The organism is Streptococcus mitis SK1080, assembly GCF_000220085.1.
Classification (GTDB): domain Bacteria; phylum Bacillota; class Bacilli; order Lactobacillales; family Streptococcaceae; genus Streptococcus; species Streptococcus mitis_K.
In genome coordinates this window covers 56,155-76,779 of the sequence record NZ_AFQV01000017.1, presented here as the reverse complement: position 1 = coordinate 76,779, position 20,625 = coordinate 56,155, and the positions used below count along the sequence as shown (strand labels likewise).

Annotated in this window: 17 protein-coding genes and 1 tRNA gene; 4 read left to right on the top strand and 14 right to left on the bottom strand. The window is 39.4% G+C overall.

The features are described 5' to 3' along the window. Together uvrB and HMPREF9957_RS06650 are read right to left on the bottom strand one after the other, a co-directional pair. Positions 1–1,989, bottom strand: a complete 1,989-nt coding sequence (gene uvrB, locus HMPREF9957_RS06655) for an excinuclease ABC subunit UvrB (protein WP_000610429.1) — start codon at positions 1,987–1,989, stop codon at positions 1–3. Positions 1,990–2,065: 76 nt separating this feature from the next. After that, entirely contained in the window at positions 2,066–3,019 is a 954-nt protein-coding gene (locus HMPREF9957_RS06650; RefSeq protein ID WP_000653469.1) for a CPBP family intramembrane glutamic endopeptidase, read from the bottom strand. Between the two features lie 172 nt (positions 3,020–3,191). On the opposite strand from HMPREF9957_RS06650, the gene HMPREF9957_RS06645 reads away from it, so the two are divergent. From HMPREF9957_RS06645 to zwf, 3 genes are all read left to right on the top strand, one after another. Beyond that, positions 3,192–5,357 (top strand): ABC transporter substrate-binding protein/permease, encoded by a 2,166-nt coding sequence (locus HMPREF9957_RS06645; RefSeq protein ID WP_000726246.1) that lies wholly within the window; start codon positions 3,192–3,194, stop codon positions 5,355–5,357. Then, positions 5,357–6,097, top strand: a complete 741-nt coding sequence (locus HMPREF9957_RS06640) for an amino acid ABC transporter ATP-binding protein (RefSeq protein WP_001096327.1) — start codon at positions 5,357–5,359, stop codon at positions 6,095–6,097. The genes HMPREF9957_RS06645 and HMPREF9957_RS06640 overlap by 1 nt, the downstream gene beginning before the upstream one ends. A gap of 150 nt (positions 6,098–6,247) precedes the next feature. Further along, complete coding sequence (gene zwf / locus HMPREF9957_RS06635) at positions 6,248–7,735, top strand: glucose-6-phosphate dehydrogenase (protein ID WP_000096150.1); 1,488 nt, start codon at positions 6,248–6,250, stop codon at positions 7,733–7,735. Positions 7,736–7,779: 44 nt separating this feature from the next. On the opposite strand, the gene ftsY is transcribed toward zwf, so the two are convergent. The 7 genes from ftsY to HMPREF9957_RS13065 form a co-directional block, all read right to left on the bottom strand. After that, on the bottom strand, positions 7,780–9,069 hold the full coding sequence (ftsY, locus tag HMPREF9957_RS06630; protein WP_000522297.1) for a signal recognition particle-docking protein FtsY: 1,290 nt from the start codon (positions 9,067–9,069) through the stop codon (positions 7,780–7,782). 3 nt (positions 9,070–9,072) lie between these two features. Next, complete coding sequence (locus HMPREF9957_RS06625) at positions 9,073–9,891, bottom strand: Cof-type HAD-IIB family hydrolase (protein WP_000763439.1); 819 nt, start codon at positions 9,889–9,891, stop codon at positions 9,073–9,075. Then, positions 9,891–10,682, bottom strand: a complete 792-nt coding sequence (locus HMPREF9957_RS06620) for a Cof-type HAD-IIB family hydrolase (protein WP_025170698.1) — start codon at positions 10,680–10,682, stop codon at positions 9,891–9,893. Before HMPREF9957_RS06620 ends, HMPREF9957_RS06625 begins: the two co-directional genes overlap by 1 nt. A 270-nt stretch (positions 10,683–10,952) precedes the next feature. Next, a complete protein-coding gene (locus HMPREF9957_RS13570; RefSeq protein ID WP_004242346.1) occupies positions 10,953–11,405 on the bottom strand; it encodes a DNA methyltransferase in 453 nt (150 codons plus the stop codon). Positions 11,406–11,545: 140 nt separating this feature from the next. Next, complete coding sequence (locus HMPREF9957_RS13565) at positions 11,546–11,674, bottom strand: site-specific DNA-methyltransferase (RefSeq protein WP_004242334.1); 129 nt, start codon at positions 11,672–11,674, stop codon at positions 11,546–11,548. After that, positions 11,658–12,884, bottom strand: coding sequence for an MFS transporter (locus tag HMPREF9957_RS06610; protein WP_000625042.1), 1,227 nt, complete (start codon positions 12,882–12,884; stop codon positions 11,658–11,660). Before HMPREF9957_RS06610 ends, HMPREF9957_RS13565 begins: the two co-directional genes overlap by 17 nt. Positions 12,885–12,911: 27 nt before the next feature. After that, the gene (locus HMPREF9957_RS13065; protein WP_133302227.1) at positions 12,912–12,980 is read right to left on the bottom strand and encodes an SHP2/SHP3 family peptide pheromone; all 69 of its coding nucleotides are present in this window, start codon (positions 12,978–12,980) and stop codon (positions 12,912–12,914) included. A 79-nt stretch (positions 12,981–13,059) separates the two neighbouring features. On the opposite strand from HMPREF9957_RS13065, the gene HMPREF9957_RS06605 reads away from it, so the two are divergent. Beyond that, positions 13,060–13,911, top strand: a complete 852-nt coding sequence (locus tag HMPREF9957_RS06605) for a helix-turn-helix domain-containing protein (RefSeq protein ID WP_000837483.1) — start codon at positions 13,060–13,062, stop codon at positions 13,909–13,911. Positions 13,912–14,104: 193 nt separating this feature from the next. Here the strand turns inward: HMPREF9957_RS06605 and smc are convergent, their stop codons facing one another. The 5 genes from smc to HMPREF9957_RS06580 form a co-directional block, all read right to left on the bottom strand. Further along, entirely contained in the window at positions 14,105–17,644 is a 3,540-nt protein-coding gene (smc, locus tag HMPREF9957_RS06600; protein WP_000280911.1) for a chromosome segregation protein SMC, read from the bottom strand. Continuing rightward, complete coding sequence (gene rnc, locus HMPREF9957_RS06595) at positions 17,635–18,333, bottom strand: ribonuclease III (protein WP_000661487.1); 699 nt, start codon at positions 18,331–18,333, stop codon at positions 17,635–17,637. The genes smc and rnc overlap by 10 nt, the downstream gene beginning before the upstream one ends. A 184-nt stretch (positions 18,334–18,517) precedes the next feature. Further along, positions 18,518–18,589 (bottom strand) — tRNA-Arg (locus HMPREF9957_RS06590). A gap of 66 nt (positions 18,590–18,655) precedes the next feature. Then, entirely contained in the window at positions 18,656–19,642 is a 987-nt protein-coding gene (locus tag HMPREF9957_RS06585; RefSeq protein ID WP_000931164.1) for a GMP reductase, read from the bottom strand. 200 nt (positions 19,643–19,842) lie between these two features. After that, positions 19,843–20,622 (bottom strand): L-threonylcarbamoyladenylate synthase, encoded by a 780-nt coding sequence (locus HMPREF9957_RS06580; RefSeq protein WP_000160495.1) that lies wholly within the window; start codon positions 20,620–20,622, stop codon positions 19,843–19,845. Between the last annotated feature and the right edge of the window lie 3 nt (positions 20,623–20,625).

Here is a 20,625-nt window from a genome sequence, read left to right as displayed (position 1 = left end):
TTAATTCAATGCCTTGACTTCCAGCATCATATCACGGATCTGAGCTGCTAGTTCAAAGTCAAGCACTTCAACGGCTTCTTGCATTTGTTTTTCTAGTTTCTTGACGAGTTCTTTGCGCTCTTGTTTGTTGAGGCTATTGATGTCGACTTCCTTGTCCTCTTCCTTAGCAACTGCCTTGGTCACAGCGATCAGATCACGTATTTCTTTCTTAATGGTTTGTGGAACGATACCATGTTCTTCATTATAAGCCATCTGAATTTTCCGACGGCGGGCAGTTTCATCGATGGCACGTTGCATAGACTGGGTAACCGTGTCCGCATACATGATGACATGACCTTCACTGTTACGGGCGGCACGTCCAATGGTCTGGATGAGTCCACGTTCGTTACGAAGGAAACCTTCCTTGTCAGCATCGAGAATAGCTACGAGGCTCACTTCGGGAACGTCAATCCCTTCACGGAGGAGATTGATTCCGACCAAGACATCAAAGACACCCAAACGCAGGTCACGGATAATCTCTGTCCGCTCTAAAGTCTTGATATCCGAGTGCATGTACTTGACCTTAATGCCCATTTCCTTGAAGTAGTCGGTTAAATCCTCTGCCATTTTCTTGGTCAAAGTGGTGATAAAGGTTCGTTCATTTTTTTCAACACGGGCATTGATTTCACCCAAAAGGTCATCAATCTGTCCCATAGTTGGACGGACTTCTACCTCAGGATCCAATAGTCCTGTTGGACGAATGATTTGCTCAATCACTGTCTGAGTCTGTTCATTTTCATAGTCGCCTGGTGTCGCTGAAACGTAAACAATCTGATGCACATGGCTTTCAAACTCCTCCCGACGGAGAGGACGATTATCCAAGGCTGATGGCAAACGGAAGCCATAATTTACTAGCATCTCTTTACGAGAGCGGTCTCCATTGTACATGCCTTTGATTTGTCCCATGGTCATGTGGCTCTCATCAATCATGATCAAGAAATCATCTGGGAAGAAGTCGAGAAGGGTATAAGGAGGCTCACCCTCACTCCGCCCATCCATGTGGCGAGAATAGTTCTCAACCCCGTTGGTATAGCCCATCTCTCGCAGCATTTCGATATCGTACTCTGTCCGTTGTTTCAAGCGCTGGGCTTCAAGCAGTTTGCCTTCCTTCTCAAAGACAGCTAACTGCTCTTCCAACTCTGCCTGAATTTTAGCAATAGCAACTTCCATGTGGTCATCATTGGTCACAAAGTGAGTCGCAGGGAAAATCGCTAAATGATCCACTTCTCCCAATACCTGACCAGTCAGGGCCTCAACCTCACGAATACGGTCAATTTCGTCTCCAAAAAATTCTACTCGAAAAGCGTGTTCATCACGGGAAGCTGGGAAAATCTCTACCACATCCCCACGAACGCGAAATCTTCCCCGTTGGAAATCAATATCATTTCGCTCAAACTGAATATCGACCAAGTCATTTAAGAGTTTATCACGAGAAATTTCAAGACCTGGACGGAGACTTACAACACTGTCAGCGTATTCCTTGGGCGAACCCAAACCATAGATACAAGAGACTGAGGCCACGACAATAACATCATTACGCTCCAAAAGGGCTGAAGTCGCTGAGTGACGGAGCTTGTCAATCTCGTCATTGACAGAACTATCCTTCTCAATATAGGTATCGCTTGAAGGTACATAGGCCTCTGGCTGGTAATAATCATAGTAGGATACGAAGTACTCAACAGCATTTTCAGGGAAAAATTCCTTAAACTCCCCATAGAGCTGTCCTGCTAGAGTTTTATTGTGGGCAATAACCAGAGTTGGTTTATTGACTTTGGAAATGACTTGACTCATAGTATAGGTCTTCCCTGTACCAGTCGCCCCCATCAGAATCTGAGCTTTTTCTCCACCCTCGATATTATCAACCAACTGCTCGATAGCTTGGGGTTGATCTCCTGATGGTTGATATTTTGATACTAGTTTAAATTGATTATCTGTAATGCGATTGATCATAAGAATCCTCTCTCAATGTGCTATTTCTATTTTAGCATACTTGTAGCATTTTCACGAAGAAAAGGACGGACCGAAGTCACATCCTTTCATTTTCTTTCTTTAATTGATAAGCGAGATAAAGAATCAGCAGAAATAAAATAATACTGGACACGATGGAACCCTCAATACCAAAAGACCCACCAGATAGCCAGTCTTGATTGCCTTGTGGAGTAAATTTCATGATTGAGGTTCCTGAAGACTGACCACTAACTAATACTCCAAAGAGGTTTCCCTGTGCGAAATTCCAAGCTCCATGAATACCACCTATACCCCATATAGTATCTGTTTTAAGAAGATATAGGGACATGGCAACTCCGAATAAAAAGAGATCAATTGCAGATAAGAAAGTTATGCCTGGATTTCCTAAATGAAGTAAGGTAAAGAGACTACTAGATATGATAATAGCGACTTTAAGATTGGTTCTCTTAGCCAATTGTGGAATCAACCAAGCACGAGTAACCAATTCTTCTGCTATCCCCTGTAAAATCCAAAATGGGATAGTAAAGACAACAAAGGCAAGCGAATAAGGATCCAAGTGAATGGAGTCAAATTGATACTGCCCCAACACTACTAGTCCAGCCAAAGCAAGTATAAAGAGGGATAGACCAAGACCGTATCCTTTAAATAAAGCACTTAAAAAATTTTCTTTATAGAATCCCAAGGTTCGAATCGGTCTTTTCTCTACTTTTCTAGTCCATCTAAACACAGTTAAGATGATAAAACCAAAGGACAATAATTCAAATATTAAATGGATGTCACTTGTTTTATCAGATAAATTCTGAAATAACATTTGAAGGAAATCTGCAATTCTTTGACCACCCATACCAAGATTGCTAAATAGCCCGATCAATGCTAAAAAACTAAGGCCAAAAAATAGAGAAGATATGAACTCAGATATATAGACGAAAAATAGAGCTAACAAGGGGCTTGTGTAAATGTTTAAACTCATTTTAGAAGTTTCAAAGTCTTTTAAGATTCTTTTGTCTTTCATAACTTTATCCTCTTTTACTATATGATATACCTTTATTATAGCACTTCTGTTGTGTGATTCAAGACAAAACAAGAATTATGGATGTTATATTTTCTGACACAGAAATATAAAAATTTGCCTTTTTTTACTTTTTCTGATATAATGGGAAAATATTCGGAAAAGGAGACTAAAAATGAAGAAAAAATTTCTAGCATTTTTGCTAATTTTATTCCCAATTTTCTCATTAGGTATTGCCAAAGCAGAGACGATTAAGATTGTGTCTGATACTGCCTATGCGCCTTTTGAGTTTAAAGATTCAGATCAAACTTATAAAGGAATTGATGTTGACATTATTAACAAAGTCGCTGAGATTAAAGGATGGAACATTCAGATGTCCTATCCTGGATTTGACGCAGCAGTCAATGCGGTTCAAGCTGGTCAAGCTGACGCTATCATGGCAGGGATGACAAAGACTAAAGAACGTGAAAAAGTTTTCACCATGTCTGATACTTACTATGATACAAAAGTTGTCATCGCAACTACAAAGGCACACAAGATTAGCAAGTACGACCAATTGTCTGGTAAAACTGTTGGTGTTAAAAACGGAACTGCTGCTCAACGTTTTCTTGAAACAATCAAAGATAAATACGGCTTTACTATTAAAACATTTGACACTAGTGATTTGATGAACAACAGCTTGAGTGCTGGTGCCATCGATGCCATGATGGATGACAAACCTGTTATCGAGTATGCTATTAACCAAGGTCAAGACCTTCATATTGAAATGGATGGGGAAGCTGTGGGAAGTTTTGCTTTCGGTGTGAAAAAAGGAAGCAAATACGAGCACCTGGTTACTGAATTTAACCAAGCCTTGGCTGAAATGAAAAAAGATGGTAGTCTTGATAAAATCATCAAGAAATGGACTGCTTCATCATCTTCAGCAGTGCCAACTACAACTACTCTAGCGGGCTTAAAAGCTATTCCTGTTAAAGCTAAATACATTATTGCCAGCGATTCTTCTTTTGCACCTTTTGTTTTCCAAAATTCAAGCAACCAATACACTGGTATTGATATGGAATTGATTAAGGCAATCGCTAAAGACCAAGGTTTTGAAATTGAAATCACCAACCCTGGTTTCGATGCTGCTATCAGTGCTGTCCAAGCTGGTCAAGCAGATGGTATCATTGCTGGTATGTCTGTCACTGATGCTCGTAAGGCAACTTTTGATTTCTCAGAATCCTACTACACTGCCAATACTATCCTTGGTGTCAAAGAATCAAGTACCATTGCTTCTTATGAAGACTTGAAAGGGAAGACGGTCGGTGTTAAAAACGGAACTGCTTCTCAAACCTTCCTAACAGAAAATCAAAGCAAATACGGTTACAAAATCAAAACCTTCGCTGATGGTTCATCAATGTATGACAGTTTAAACACTGGTGCCATTGATGCCGTTATGGATGATGAGCCTGTCCTCAAATATTCTATCAGCCAAGGACAAAAATTGAAAACACCAATCGCTGGAACTCCAATCGGTGAAACAGCCTTTGCCGTTAAAAAAGGAGCAAATCCAGAATTGATTGAAATGTTCAATAACGGACTTGCAAACCTTAAAGCAAACGGAGAATTCCAAAAGATTCTTGATAAATACCTAGCTAGCGAATCTTCAACTGCTTCAACAAGTACTGTTGACGAAACAACGCTCTGGGGCTTGCTTCAAAACAACTACAAACAACTCCTTAGCGGTCTTGGTATCACTCTTGCTCTAGCCCTTATCTCATTTGCTATTGCTATTGTTATCGGGATTATCTTCGGTATGTTTAGCGTTAGCCCCTACAAATCTCTTCGTGTGATTTCTGAGATTTTCGTTGACGTTATCCGTGGTATTCCATTGATGATTCTTGCAGCCTTCATCTTCTGGGGTATTCCAAACTTCATCGAGTCTATCACAGGCCAACAAAGTCCAATTAACGACTTTGTAGCTGGTACTATTGCCCTCTCACTCAATGCAGCCGCTTATATCGCTGAAATCGTTCGTGGTGGTATTCAGGCCGTTCCAGTTGGACAAATGGAAGCCAGCCGAAGCTTGGGTATCTCTTATGGAAAAACCATGCGTAAGATTATCTTGCCACAAGCAACTAAATTGATGTTGCCAAACTTTGTTAACCAATTCGTTATCGCTCTTAAAGATACAACCATCGTATCTGCTATCGGTTTGGTGGAACTCTTCCAAACTGGTAAGATTATCATCGCCCGTAACTACCAAAGTTTCAAGATGTATGCAATCCTTGCTATCTTCTATCTTGTAATTATCACACTTTTGACTAAACTAGCGAAACGCTTAGAAAAGAGGATTCGTTAATGGCAAAATTAAAAATTGATGTAAATGATTTACACAAAAGCTACGGAAAAAATGAGGTTTTAAAAGGAATTACGACTAAGTTCTATGAAGGAGATGTTGTTTGTATCATCGGTCCTTCAGGTTCTGGTAAGTCAACTTTCCTTCGTAGCCTAAATCTTTTGGAAGAAGTTACTAGCGGTCACATCACTGTTAACGGTTATGACTTAACTGAAAAAACAACTAATGTTGACCACGTCCGTGAAAATATCGGAATGGTGTTCCAACACTTCAATCTCTTCCCACACATGTCTGTTTTGGACAACATCACCTTTGCTCCTATTGAGCACAAGTTGATGACTAAGGAAGAAGCTGAAAAATTGGGAATGGAGTTGCTTGACAAGGTTGGGCTAGCAGATAAGGCTAAGGCCTGTCCAGATAGTCTATCAGGTGGTCAAAAACAACGTGTGGCCATCGCTCGTGGACTTGCAATGAATCCAGACATCATGCTCTTTGATGAACCAACTTCTGCCCTTGACCCTGAGATGGTCGGAGACGTACTAAACGTTATGAAGGAATTGGCTAAGCAAGGTATGACCATGATTATCGTAACCCATGAGATGGGATTTGCTCGTCAGGTTGCTAACCGCGTTATCTTTACTGCAGATGGTGAATTCCTTGAAGACGGGACACCTGATCAAATCTTTGATAACCCACAACACCCACGTCTGAAAGATTTCTTGGACAAGGTCTTAAACGTTTAAACGCAAACTGTAAGGATTTCCTTGCAGTTTTTTTCTATCTCGTATTGGAATTTTTGATTTTTCGGAAAATTATGTTAGAATTAAGTTTATGAAATGAGGTTTCCTCATACCTAGCAAAACTAGGAATAAAAATAGAAATTAGGTAGCTAGATGTCATCTAAGGTTATTGTTACAATTTTCGGTGCGAGTGGAGACCTGGCTAAACGCAAGCTCTACCCTTCCCTATTTAGACTATATAAATCCGGCAATCTTTCCAAGCACTTTGCAGTTATTGGAACTGCCCGTCGTCCTTGGAGCAAGGAATATTTTGAATCTGTTGTAGTCGAATCCATCCTTGATTTGGCAGATAGTACCGAACAAGCTCAGGAGTTCGCTAGTCACTTCTACTATCAAAGTCATGATGTCAACGATACAGAACACTACATTGCTTTGCGTCAATTGCAGGCTGAACTAAATGACAAGTACCAAGCTGAACACAACAAGCTCTTCTTCTTGTCGATGGCGCCTCAGTTCTTTGGAACCATTGCCAAACATCTCAAGTCTGAAAACATTGTGGATGGTAAAGGTTTTGAGCGCTTAATCGTTGAAAAACCATTTGGTACAGATTACGCAACTGCAAGCAAGTTGAATGATGAACTCCTAGCAACATTTGACGAAGAACAAATTTTCCGTATTGACCATTATCTTGGTAAGGAAATGATCCAAAGTATCTTTGCAGTTCGCTTTGCAAACTTGATTTTTGAAAACGTTTGGAACAAGGACTTTATCGACAATGTTCAAATTACCTTTGCGGAGCGCTTGGGTGTAGAAGAACGTGGTGGCTACTATGACCAATCTGGTGCCCTCCGCGACATGGTACAAAACCATACACTACAACTTCTTTCTCTCCTTGCTATGGACAAGCCAGCAAGCTTCACAAAAGATGAGATTCGTGCTGAAAAGATTAAGGTCTTTAAAAACCTCTATCATCCAACTGATGAAGAACTTAAAGAACACTTTATCCGTGGGCAATACCGTTCTGGTAAGATTGATGGCATGAAATACATCTCTTATCGTAGCGAGCCAAATGTGAATCCAGAATCTACAACTGAAACCTTTGCATCTGGTGCCTTCTTTGTAGACAGCGATCGCTTCCGTGGCGTTCCTTTCTTCTTCCGTACTGGTAAACGACTGACTGAAAAAGGAACTCATGTCAACATCGTCTTTAAACAAATGGATTCTATCTTTGGTGAGCCACTTGCTCCAAACATTTTGACCATCTATATCCAACCAACAGAAGGCTTCTCTCTTAGCCTAAATGGGAAGCAAGTAGGAGAAGAATTTAACTTGGCTCCTAACTCACTTGATTACCGTACAGATGCGACCGCAACTGGTGCTTCTCCAGAACCATACGAGAAATTGATTTATGATGTCCTAAACAACAACTCAACTAACTTTAGCCACTGGGATGAAGTGGGTGCGTCATGGAAGTTGATTGACCGTATCGAAGAGCTATGGGCTGAAAATGGTGCCCCACTTCATGACTATAAAGCTGGAAGCATGGGACCTCAAGCAAGCTTTGACTTACTTGAAAAATTCGGTGCCAAATGGACTTGGCAACCAGACATCGCCTATCGTCAAGATGGTCGTTTAGAATAAAAAAAATCCTGCAAGTTTGTACCTTGCAGGATTTTTGCTTCTGATTAGATTAAGCCTTCTAAGAGCCCCTTCATAAAGTTTTCTGAGTTAAATTCTCCAATATCATCGATTTTTTCACCAAAACCAATCAATTTTACAGGAATATTGAGTTCTTCACGGATTGCTAGAACAACACCTCCTCGAGCAGTTCCATCAATCTTAGTCAAGACTATTCCAGTTAATGGCGTGATTTTCGAAAATTCTTTGGCCTGTACCAGGGCGTTTTGACCAGTTGATGCATCAAGAGCCAAGAAGGTTTCATGCGGAGCTTCTGGCACAACACGTTTGATGATACGACCAATCTTTTCCAACTCAGCCATGAGGTTGTCCTTGTTTTGCAAACGACCTGCAGTATCAATCATGAGAATATCGATACCTTCAGCTACAGCACGTTCCATACCATCAAAGACCACGCTGGCTGGGTCAGCTTTTTCAGGTCCAGTCACAACTGGAACGTCAACACGACGGCCCCATTCAGCAAGCTGGGCTACTGCTCCTGCACGGAAGGTATCTGCCGCAACCAGCATGACCTTTTTACCAGCTTGTTTGTAGCGGTGAGCTAGTTTCCCAATAGAAGTTGTTTTCCCAACACCATTAACACCAACAAAGAGCATGACTGTCAAGCCATCTTGGAAGTGGATGCTTTCATCGTAGTTACCATCCTTTTCATAAAGCTCAACCAATTTCTCAATGATGACACGGCGAAGTGCATCAGGTTTCTTGGCGTTTTCAAGCTTGGCTTCGTAGCGTAACTCCTCTGTTAAGTTAGAAGCGACCTGTACACCAACGTCACTCATGATCAGCAGTTCTTCCAGTTCCTCGAAAAATTCTTCATCAACAGAGCGGAAATTTGCAAAGAAGGCATTCAAGCGGGCTCCGAAGCCTGTACGAGTTTTCTTAAGACTGCGGTCATATTTTTCCTGAACAGTTTCTTCTGCTTGAGGCGTTTCTGCTTCAAGAACTTCAGAACTATTTTCTTCTACAGTTCCTTCGTGCTCAGAATTCTCTTCCTTTGTGACTTCTTCTGAGTTTGGAAATTCTTCTATTTCTTCTTGATGAACCTCTACAACTGGCTCTGAATCCGTACTTTCTTCAACTGTGACTTGGATTTTTTCTTCTTGGAGCTCAGCTTGTTCAGAACTTTCAACTTCTGCTTCTTCTTGAGAAACTTCCTCAACTTCTGTTAAGGCAGGCTCAGTAGCTTCAGACAAATCAAGATTTTCCAGAGCTTCTTTTACAACTTCTTCGATTTTAGGTTCTTCTTTTTTTCCGAATAGACGGTCAAACAATCCCATATCTTATTTCTCCTTTAGCACATATTCTTCGATAGCCCAGGCGACAGCCTCTTCATCGTTGGTCATTGGCGTCACTACATTTGCGACTGCCTTGACTTCAGGAACAGCGTTTTGCATGGCAACACCAAGCCCTGCCCACTCAATCATAGAGAGGTCATTGGCTTCGTCACCACAGGCCATAACTTGACTTTGGTTGATTCCAAGATGGCTGATTAGTTTTGCCAAACCTGTTGCTTTATGGACATTTTTAGGAGACCACTCTAATAACATCTCACGTGATTTGAAGATTTCATATTGGTCAAACAATTCTGGAGAAATCTTCTGAATGGCTGCATCCAAGGGTTCTTGAGCAAAGGCAGTCACGCACTTATTGTAGGTCATCTGACTAGACAAGTCTTCAAAGTCCACTGGAACAAAGGTCAAAGCTGGATTAAATTTGGCATAAAGACTTTCTTGGTCAGATTGGATTTGATAAACAGTTCCTTCTGAGATAGCATCAAGAGGCAGTGATAATTTCTCTGTTTCTTCATACAAGCGTGCTACATCATCATATGAAAAGACTGTCTTATCAAGGATTTCACCTGTATTTTTCTGTACTAAACCACCATTAAAGGTAATGGTATACTCATCTTCGTGGCCGTCAGTCCCCAGCTCATGGAGAAAGAAATCCATAGCTTTTAAAGGACGACCAGTTGTCAATACGACCTTGATACCACGATCACGCGCAGCTTTCAAGGTTGCCTTAGTGCGATCCGTCAGCCTTTTATCAGTAGTCAGCAAGGTCCCGTCCAAGTCCAATGCAATCAATTTTATATCTGCCATTATAAGCCCTCCATATAAGCGATAACCGACTGGTCCTTATGGTGACCAATCACAGTCTCTGCTAATTCTAAAATTTCTGGCCGTGCATTTTCAGGAGCCACAGGATGTCCCACAACCTGCATCATATGCAAGTCATTTAGATTGTCTCCAAAAGCCATAACCTGATCCATTGTGATGCCAAGTTTTTTAGCCAATTCAACAATGGCCACTCCCTTATCGACATAGTCCAGAACGATGTCAATGGATTCAAAACCAGTTGTCATGGCCTTAACACCAGGAATATTTTCGTTTACCCAAGATTCACCAGCTTCTAACGTTTCTTCTGTGAAGTTGGTCGTAAATTTGAAAATGTCATCTGTGATATCTTCCAAACTCGCTACTTTTTGGATATTTTCATTATAGTGCTGACTCACTTTTAAATAGGTCTCATCAACCGTATCTAGCACATAAGAGCCTTTCTTACCAGTCAAAAGTAGCTTATTGATATCTACATAAGGTGACGTTTTCAGCTTTTCAAAAGTTGCCAGATAAAAGTCACGAGACATGGTCGCTTCATACAAGTCTTGACCTTGATATTCTACCAAACTGCCATTTTCCGCGATGAAAATAATGTCATCACGAACATCAGCAAATAATTTTTCTAGAGACAGAAATCCGCGCCCTGAAGCTACCGCAAAGTAAATCCCTTTTTCCTTGTAGGAAACCAAGAGAGACTTGAGGCGGTCCATATCAAAGCGCCCATTCCCATCTAGGAAGGTTCCGTCCATATCCGTTGCTACTAGTTTAATCATAAATTCTTCATACTCCAATTAATAAATCCACCTTCTATTATACCATAGAAAAAGCAAATAGCGCCTAATCCATTTGAGATTAGACGCTTGATAAACTCCCGACTTTATCACTTAATTTTTATCCAATATTACTTAACCCTTTAGTATAACTGGATTTTTTCTAAATTCCCAAACTAACTTCCAATGCCAATAAAATTTGAAATTAATCTGATAAGAATCGAAAAAACAAGGACGAGATACCCATCTTTCAGAATTGTCTTAAAGGTTTCTTCATAATTTATAAGTGGTTGGATTTAATTCATAAGTAATAAACTTTCTGTTTTTCTTAAAAGCACACAAAGATGTAGTTGCTTGCCTCATAAACGGATCCAACACAACATCACCTTCCAGAGAATAAATATCAATAAGTTGATTGACAATTTGTTCTGAAAAAGCTGGTGGTCTTGTAGAATAATCCCAAGGTATATTCCAAATGCAGTCAATAAATTTAGTTCCCTCAATGTTTCTACCCCACACTATAAATTCTGACTTTTTCTTAAAAATCAATATGTATTCATAGTTATTTAGAATCAAAGACTCATTATTCGAATAACTTGAAGGATATTTTTCAACTTGATTTTTGATATATGAAGTATTATTCAAATTACATATTATTGTCCCTTCAATATAGAAATTATGCTCCGCAAAGAATTTTTCAATTTCATGTTTGATATCGTAATACATATTTTGATTTTTCTGCTAATTTCTACAGAACTGCAAATATTGATGCAAATTGTTCCTGTTTCTTTTAATATTTTACTACATCTTTCCCAAACATTATTTAGACTCTAAATATCTCCTTTATATGTTTCTGTTAACCCAATCTAATTATCATGTTGATAATCAACTAAATTAAAATATGGTGGAGAAGTGATTATTAAATCAACAGAATCATTTTCGACATCTTCCATAGCTCTGGAATCACCTAAATAAGCCTTATTCTCTGTTTTCATCTTTTTTACTCCCTTTAGTTTTTTCTATTAACATATACGAGATTAACATCATTATAATTATAAAACAAGAAATCAATAAGATCGTTGTTCTCATATTAAAAACTTGAATTCCTACACTAATTATCGGATTTACCAACATTGTAACAAGACTAATTGAAAAGGATAGTCCTGATATAACTGTTGCTCTTGAATTGTCATCAACCCAAAGATGTAACATCTCCATGATGATAGGATCAAGAATATCTATGATAATGTACAACAGTAGAAGACTAAATATAAATGTGGTATTGAAAGGCAAAATTTGTAAAATAATGGAAATCATTAGTATCAATGATAGCAGCATAATTAATTTAGAAACTCTTATTTTTGATATTTTATAAGCTTGAGTTGCTACTATGCCACCAATGATACTATAAATCATAAACATAGCTCCATTAATAGATGTAGAAAATCCTATTTTAGAAAAATAATCTGGTAATAAAGCAAACATTACGTTAATTGCTGAGACAATAACCGTAGTAAAAGCGAACATGAAAAGAATTTTAGTAGATTCTAGCAACCTATGAAAAACTGAAAATAATTCTTTAAATTTCGGAACACCATTTTGATTAAGATCTTCTATAGCGTTTTTCTGATTATCTGGAATAGATATGATGATTATCATTGAACCTATAAGTGTAAAAGACTGAATAAAATATGGTAAATATCTTGTAATGCTATACAAACCACCTCCTATAAATGTAGCAATCCCCAAAGTCAGAGCACTGATTAATTGTAACTTTCCTCTTATTTTCCCATAACTCTCCTCCTTGCCTTCACTTCTTAGAGATTCAAAAAACAAGGCATCATCAGCTCCACTTAATAAAGCATTTCCTACTCCTTCTAAAACAAATGCCCCTAGAATAACATAGTAAACATAGTCCTTCATTAGCAAGATTGATGAAAGAGTTAATAATGGAGTAATTGATAACAGAACTAGTCCCAATAGAACGATTTTCTTCTTACTAAATCTATCTCCTAAAATTCCGGAGGGAATCTCTGAAACTAATTGAGAAAATAGAAAAATAGATTGAAAAAATGCAAATTGTACTAAAGATAATCCCAAAAACTGGACAATAAAGATAATATTTACTATTCTAGTAAATCGTAAATTTGTAAAAATGATATATAGATAATATTTTAACTCTGATGAAATTTTATTGCTGATCATACCACATTCCTTCTAATTCATCTTTTACTAACCAAAAATTATGATAATATCCATCACCAAAACCAAAATCGGCAAAAATTTTGAAATTTTCTTCATACTCGGACTTCCTTTCCGTTTTTATTTATTGTACAATAAATAAAAACGGATTTAATTTTTGTTGGGAAAATGGGAAATTATGAAATCAAAACTTGGCATCACACTTAGAAAAGTTCGTAAAGGAAAACAAATTAGTCTATGCTCTGTAGCAGATGAACATCTTTCAAAATCTCAAATATCTAGATTCGAACGTGGGGAATCAGAGATATCTTGTATTCGACTTATCAATATTTTAGACAAATTACACATTTCTTTAGACGAGTTTCTTGTATTACATGATGAAGATTATACCAATACTGAACTATTCGCTAATTTGGTTCAATATATTCGTAAGCAATATTCATCACAAAATATCAAAAATATAGCAACTCTACTTTCTGACTCATCACATTACACTTTAAATTCTTTCGAGAAAACAATGATAAAATCCATTCTACACACAATGGATTCCAGTATTATTCCATCAAATAAAGAATTACTTCAATTGACAGATTATCTCTTCAAAGTTGAAAAATGGGGTTACTATGAAATCACTTTATTAGGTAACTGTGTACGAACAATAAACTACAACTCCTACTTCCTATTAACAAAGGAAATGTTGAACAATTACATCTACTCTTCATTGAATAAAACAAATAAGCGAATTGTCACTCAATTGGCCATCAATTGTCTAATTCTGAGCGTAGATAAGGAAGAATTTTCAAACTGTACTTGTCTAATCAACGAAATAAAAGCATTATTAGATAATGAATTAAACTTTTATGAACAGACAGTTTTTCTCTATGCAACTGGTTACTTTGAATTTAAGCGTCATTCAGATAGCGGAATTGAAAAAATGAAACAGGCCATACAAGTCCTTGATATTTTAGGAGAAGACAAGTTAAAATTACACTATACTAGCCATTTCGATAAACTGTTAAACAAAGAATAGATGAAATGATTCTCTACCATTTAACATTTTACAAATCAAGGGTGTCTCCATAAACTCACAACATCTCTAATGATTTTTCCCTGATAGCAATAGACAGTTAAAAAGCCCTGAAATCAGCTAAATTTCAAGGCTTTCTTTATATGCTATTGTATCAATTTACTTATTCCGATTTCTGTTGCTACTAGTTTAATTGTCATCCTTCAATACTTTCTAAATCTTTTAACTTAACTGAAACAATTTTTGAGACACCTGATTCTTGCATGGTCACTCCATAGATGGAATCAGCCGCAGCCATGGTTCCCTTACGGTGGGTCACAACGATAAACTGGCTGTCCTTGTCAAATCGATTGAGGTAATCCCCAAAACGTTTAACATTGGCTTCATCCAGCGCAGCTTCCACCTCATCCAAGATGACAAATGGGATAGTCTTAACTCGAATGATAGAGAAAAGCAAAGCTAGAGCCGATAAGGCTTTTTCACCACCACTCATGAGGTTAAGAGACTGAATTTTCTTACCTGGCGGTTGGACAGAAATCTCAACCCCAGCTGTCAGCAAGTCTCCCTCAGTCAATATCAAGTCTGCCTGACCTCCGCCAAACATCTGCTTGAAGGTTACTTTAAAGGACTCACGAATAGCTTCAAAGGTTGATTTAAAGCGTTCCTTAACCTCATCATTCATTTCTGTAATGGTTTCAAGGAGCAAATTTTTCGCTGACAAAATATCATCTCGTTGGCTATTTAGGAAATCCAGACGGTTGTGCACTTCTTCGTACTGTTCAATAGCATCCAAATTGACAGGACCCAGTGAGCGAATAGCCTTCTCTAAATCCTGCACCTCTTGCTCTGCCAGATTGAGATTTTCCAACTCATGAGACTTTTCTAAAGCTTCTGTATAGCTAATCTGGTATTGGTCTGTTAATTGACTTTGTAAATAACGCAAGCGCTCGCTGACCTTTTCTTTCTTAGCTTCAGCACGTGTTTGCTTGCGAATCCACTCTTCATTCTGCTGGCGAGCCTGATCCAAATGACTAGCAATATCATCCAGCTGACCTTCAATATCATCCAACTCAAACTGCTTGCGAATCAAATCTTGTTGGAGATTTGTTTTCTGATTTTTGGCTTCTTCAACCTGTTGACTGAGCAATTCTGTATCAACTTTCTCAAGATTGTCAACCTTTTCTTGAAGAAGGCGCTGGATTTCCTCTTGCTCGATATTCAGATTATCCAATTCCTTGCCTAAACGTTCAATATCAGCTACTTCATAACGTTTTTGCCCTTGTAGTTCTGTCTTAAGCAGGCGAGCTTGCGCTACCTGTTCTTGCAAGTTCTGATAACGTTCTTGAATGGCATTTTTGTTAGACTTAATCTCTTCAATCTCAGCTTCCAGATTTTTCTTGTCACTGGCGATTGCAGCAAGGCACTCTTGGCATTTTTCCTTATCCGCTTGCCAATCTCCCTCAGAAAGACGATCTAATTCCTCTTCTTGGAGTTTCCAAAGAGTTTCTAGCTCTTCAACTTGCTGACTAGTTTGCTGATAAGCGAGGGACAAGCCTTGCTCCTGAATACGAGCCTGCTCACCCTGAGATTTGATGGCTTCTAATGATTCGGTCAATCTAGCCATCTTGTCTTGTAAGGTCTTCAAAGCCACTTCTTCTGAACGAAGACTTGCTTCTTCTTTAGCAATTTCTTTTTGTAATTGCTCCAGTTCTGGCTTGATGAAAATGCTGTTATTCTGGCGATTAGCTCCACCTGCATAGGAACCACCTGTGCGCAACTCTGTGCCGTCCAAAGTCACCATACGAACCTGATAACGAACCTGGCGAGCAGCTGCACGAGCATGTTCTACGGTATCAAAGATAGCCGTCGTAGCTAGCAAGTTCTTGAAAATGGCTTCCAGTCTAGTATCGAATGTCACCAACTCATCTGCCATGCCCAGAAATCCTGAACTTGCAGCAATAGCATCTTGGTTCTGACTAGAAATCGTACGCGCCTTGATCGTTGTCAAAGGAAGGAAGGTTGCACGACCTGCTCTGTTTCGTTTGAGGAAATCAATAGCTTTGGTTGCCGACACTTCATCTTTTACGATGATATGCTGGCTACTTGCCCCTAAGGCAATCTCCAGAGCAGTTTGATAATGCACATCAAAAGTCAGGTGCTCACTGACTGCACCAATAATCCCACCAAGGCGATCTTTTTCTTGGAGAACACTCTTAACACCTGCATAAAAGTTACTATGATTTCTCAGGATATTTTCCAAACTCCGAGCTCTCGCCTGCTTGTTTTTGAGATTATCCAGACGGTCAAAGAGTTGACTTTGTTGAACTTGATAGGAAGTTTTCTGTTCCTCTTGCTCCTTGGCAATAGCTTGGTAGTCGGCCAATAATTTTTGAACCTGCTCCTTAGCAGTTTCAAGCTCCGCCTTTTGCTGACTAGCCTTCTCTTTAACTGTAGCCAGTTGTTCTTTCAGCTTTTCTAGTTGATCTGCTTGTTTTTGAGAAAGCTGACGACTATTTTCCAACTCGTTTTCGATACGGGTCAACTGGTTTGAGACATCGACTTCTTCCTGTAAAAGCGCCACAAAGCGTTCACGTAAAAGCTCAATCATCTGATCAGGATCATCTGAAAAAGCTAGCAATTCAGCCTCTAAACGATTGAGTTTTTGATTATTTTGGACTAGATTTTCTTCTAAGAGGGCTAAAGAGCTTTCTTTTTCAGCCTTTTCCTGACTTAGAGCATTTCTCTTATCCTCCAAAGCAGCCAAACGAGCTTGTGCTTCCTGTTGATTCAGGGCTACTTGCTCAGATTCTAATTTCGATAGGGCTAATTTTCTCTCTAAGTCACTAATTAGACTGGTCAAATCCATCAAACTGCCTTGGTCTTTGGCCATTTCAGCCTGTAAATCTTGGCGTTGCTTCTTGAGATTCTGATTTTCCTCTTCTAATTTTTCACGCTTTTGGTAGTAGCTCGTCAAGAGTTCCTGAACCTGTTCTAACTCTTCTTCTGTCAACTCTAGTTCTGCCTTATTTTCCTTGATTTGAGCAACCAGAACGTCTAAATAAATAGCCTTACGTTGACCTTCCAAGTCTAAAAACTTACGAGCATTTGCAGCTTGCTTCTCAAGAGGCTTGATTTGATTATCCAACTCGTAGATAATGTCTTCAAGACGGTCCAGATTATCCTGGGTTTGCTGCAGTTTACTCTCAGTTTCTTTTCTACGAGTCTTGTATTTCAAAACTCCTGCAGCTTCTTCGAAAATAGCACGACGTTCTTCAGGCTTGGAATTGAAAATCTCCTCAACCTTCCCTTGAGAAATAATAGAGAAGGAATCTCGTCCCAAGCCAGTATCCAAGAAAAGATCATGAATATCACGCAGACGGACTTTCTTGCCGTCAATCTTATATTCGCTATCTCCACTACGATAGATATGGCGCTCTACCCTGATTTCTTGACCAGCATCCTTGATAAATCCGTCATGATTATCCAGAGTCACAACTACAGATGCATAATTGAGCGGTTTGCGACTTTCTGTTCCAGCAAAGATAACATCCGGCATCTTACCGCCACGGAGACTCTTAACACTTGACTCCCCCAAGGCCCAACGCAGACTTTCTGTAATATTCGACTTTCCAGATCCATTGGGTCCAACAACTGCCGTCACACCTTGGTCAAAGACAACCTTGGTCTTATCAGCAAAAGACTTGAATCCCTGAATTTCGATTTCCTTTAAATACATGAATCCAGCCCTTTCTCGACGGCATTTTTGGCAGCTTCCTGCTCTGCTAATTTCTTAGAACGACCTTGACCTTGACCAATGCTCTTGCCTTCCACCAGAACTTCTACATCAAAGACCTTATCGTGAGCAGGACCCGTTTCAGAAATCACCTGATAACGAATAGCCACATCGCCATTGACCTGAAGTAACTCTTGGAGATGGGTTTTGTAGTCTGTAATCATCTCAAACTCTCCTGCTTCAACCTTAGGAATCATGACTTGATAGATAAATTCCTTAACCTTGGCCACATCCTTGTCCAAAAGGAGGGCACCAAGAAAGGCTTCAAAGGCATCACCAAGAATGGTATCACGATTGCGCCCACCAGACTTTTCTTCCCCTTTACCAAGTTTGATAAACTGATCAAACTGGCAATCACGCGCAAAACCAGCCAAACTCTCCTCGCGAACAATCATGGCACGGAGTTTGGACAAATCACCCTCAGGCTTTTTAGGATATTTTTTATACAGATATTCTGAAATCAATAACTGTAGAACAGCGTCTCCTAAAAATTCCAAGCGCTCATTGTGTGAAATTTTTAAGAGGCGGTGCTCATTGGCATAACTCGTATGAGTAAAAGCAGTCTCCAGTAAGTTTTTGTCTGCAAATTCGATTGCAAAATGGTTTTTAAGTACAGTTTGTAATTCTTTCATACCAACCTCTTTCTAACTGATAACAGTCCTTTTTATTATATCAAAAAAAGCCCCCTGAGTCACTTTAAAATGGGACTGGAAAGCATTTGGGTATTCTTTAAAATGAGATTTTCAGTTTTTGGGTTAAACTTGGGGCGGTATAAAGCAAAAAAGCCCTATTAAAGGCTTTCTTAGGATGTTTACATCCACCCTGAGGGAATCGAACCCCCATCTCAAGAACCGGAATCTTACGTGATATCCATTACACTAAGGGTGGAAACTTGTTTTATTATAACAGAAATTTGCTCTAATAACAAGTTTTTTTCTAGACGGATAGCCCGTCTTAGTGGGAAGCATCCCCATTCCAGATTGAGTTTTTCACGATAACATAATCAACGTGTTTAAGGTCAGCAACCTGACGTCCACCTGCATACGAAATAGCACTTTGAAGGTCTTGTTCCATCTCAGTTAAAGTGTCTTGCAGATGACCTTTGGCAGGAAGCAAGATGCGTTTGCCTTCCACATTTTTGTAAGCACCTTTTTGGTATTGAGAAGCTGAACCGTAGTATTCTTTGAACTGTTCACCATCGACTTCAATCGTTTTCCCTGGACTTTCGATGTGTCCTGCAAAGAGGGAACCAATCATAACCATGCTGGCACCGAAACGGATAGACTTGGCAATATCGCCGTGAGTACGAATTCCTCCATCAGCGATAATCGGTTTACGGGCAGCCTTGGCACACCAACGGAGAGCAGCCAACTGCCAACCACCTGTACCAAAACCTGTCTTGACCTTGGTGATACAAACCTTACCAGGACCAATTCCGACCTTAGTGGCATCCGCACCAGCATTTTCCAATTCACGCACCGCTTCTGGTGTTCCCACATTTCCAGCAATGACAAAGGTATCTGGCAATTCTTTCTTGATGTGTTGAATCATAGAAATCACGCTATCCGCATGACCATGAGCAATATCAATCGTGATGTACTCAGGAGCATCAGCCTTGAGCTGGCTAACAAAATCATACTCATAATCCTTAACACCAACAGAGATAGAAGCAATAAGCCCTTGATCGTGCATACGCTTAATAAAAGGAATGCGTCCTGCCTCATCAAAACGGTGCATAATGTAGAAGTAACCACCTTTAGCCAGTTGCTCTGCTACATTTTCATCCAAAATTGTCTGCATATTAGCTGGCACAACAGGTAGTTTAAAGGTGTGATTTCCTAAAGTGACACTTGTATCCGCTTCTGCACGGCTTTTAATCACACATTTATTTGGAATCAATTGAATATCTTCGTAATCAAAAATTGGAAATTCATTTAACATATCGATGTCTCGTTTCTTTTGTAATGACCTACCTATGCTCTCGCATCACTACGCCTTTTCCGACGTTTCCTTAATTTATTATAAACCAAAGTACAGTTTTTGTCAAATAATTTTATAAATTGAAATATAATGTTCGGATTTTATTGCATAAATAACAATAAAAAGAGGAGAGATTATTTTCTCCCCACTTCTTCTACATTCTAATAATACTCTCCCTGACGGTAGTCCCATGAGTTAAAGGTATCTGATAGATGCATCATAATCTTATCAATGTCAAGTCCTTTACGGATTATAACTGGAGCTGGTGAAGTTGAACGTGCTCCTCCTTGTTCTGGGATGAGTTTGCCGTCCTTATCGACCATAGAGACCATCACACCTTGCTCATAGCGTGTTTCAATCGTTTTGTCAGGCTGGATAGATGCCACATAGTCGTCCGCCTCGATAACAAGGTCAACTGCCCCTTCGATGCGTTCTCCGATACCCTCTACCTTACCACGATTTCCTTTTCCAGATGGGTTAGCTGATGAGGCATAAACCATCTTGCCTTCTTCCCAAAGTTTGGCAGCCAATTGTTCACCAGCTTTCCCAAACTTGATAACGAAACAGCTAGTACCACGCACATCAGTCATCAGTTCTTCACGGCCATCACCGTATGCTTTGAGTTTTTCAAAGGCTTCTGGTTTCCAAGGAAGGATACAACCAAGAAGAATATCTTCATCCCAATGTTTTTGGTAGAAGGCTTCAATTTCTGGGTTGAGTTGTGCTAAAGCACGAAGCTCATCCATGCTACCGCAGAGAACAACACCTGGTTTGTTACGGTTACGCTCTTTGGCTGCGAACTTGCGTTCAAGACCAGCCTTGTCACTAGTCATGATGATATAACCAACTTTTGTTGGGCAAACGATACATCCACCCTCACCTTTTAAAATGTCATAGCCTTCTTGTGAAAGTGTTCCCTTCCATTGAATGTGTTTTGTCATAGT

Excerpts from the sequence above, each read along its gene's own strand:
- HMPREF9957_RS06645 (WP_000726246.1), top strand. The coding sequence starts at position 3,192 with ATGAAGAAAAAATTTCTAGCATTTTTGCTAATTTTATTCCCAATTTTC.
- uvrB (WP_000610429.1), bottom strand. The coding sequence starts at position 1,989 with ATGATCAATCGCATTACAGATAATCAATTTAAACTAGTATCAAAATAT.
- HMPREF9957_RS13570 (WP_004242346.1), bottom strand. The coding sequence starts at position 11,405 with ATGTATTACGATATCAAACATGAAATTGAAAAATTCTTTGCGGAGCAT.
- HMPREF9957_RS06580 (WP_000160495.1), bottom strand. The coding sequence starts at position 20,622 with ATGACAAAACACATTCAATGGAAGGGAACACTTTCACAAGAAGGCTAT.
- HMPREF9957_RS06650 (WP_000653469.1), bottom strand. The coding sequence starts at position 3,019 with ATGAAAGACAAAAGAATCTTAAAAGACTTTGAAACTTCTAAAATGAGT.
- HMPREF9957_RS06585 (WP_000931164.1), bottom strand. The coding sequence starts at position 19,642 with ATGTTAAATGAATTTCCAATTTTTGATTACGAAGATATTCAATTGATT.
- HMPREF9957_RS06620 (WP_025170698.1), bottom strand. The coding sequence starts at position 10,682 with ATGATTAAACTAGTAGCAACGGATATGGACGGAACCTTCCTAGATGGG.
- HMPREF9957_RS06610 (WP_000625042.1), bottom strand. The coding sequence starts at position 12,884 with ATGATCAGCAATAAAATTTCATCAGAGTTAAAATATTATCTATATATC.
- HMPREF9957_RS06640 (WP_001096327.1), top strand. The coding sequence starts at position 5,357 with ATGGCAAAATTAAAAATTGATGTAAATGATTTACACAAAAGCTACGGA.
- rnc (WP_000661487.1), bottom strand. The coding sequence starts at position 18,333 with ATGAAAGAATTACAAACTGTACTTAAAAACCATTTTGCAATCGAATTT.
- ftsY (WP_000522297.1), bottom strand. The coding sequence starts at position 9,069 with ATGGGATTGTTTGACCGTCTATTCGGAAAAAAAGAAGAACCTAAAATC.
- HMPREF9957_RS06625 (WP_000763439.1), bottom strand. The coding sequence starts at position 9,891 with ATGGCAGATATAAAATTGATTGCATTGGACTTGGACGGGACCTTGCTG.
- zwf (WP_000096150.1), top strand. The coding sequence starts at position 6,248 with ATGTCATCTAAGGTTATTGTTACAATTTTCGGTGCGAGTGGAGACCTG.
- HMPREF9957_RS06605 (WP_000837483.1), top strand. The coding sequence starts at position 13,060 with ATGAAATCAAAACTTGGCATCACACTTAGAAAAGTTCGTAAAGGAAAA.
- smc (WP_000280911.1), bottom strand. The coding sequence starts at position 17,644 with ATGTATTTAAAGGAAATCGAAATTCAGGGATTCAAGTCTTTTGCTGAT.
- HMPREF9957_RS13565 (WP_004242334.1), bottom strand. The coding sequence starts at position 11,674 with ATGAAAACAGAGAATAAGGCTTATTTAGGTGATTCCAGAGCTATGGAA.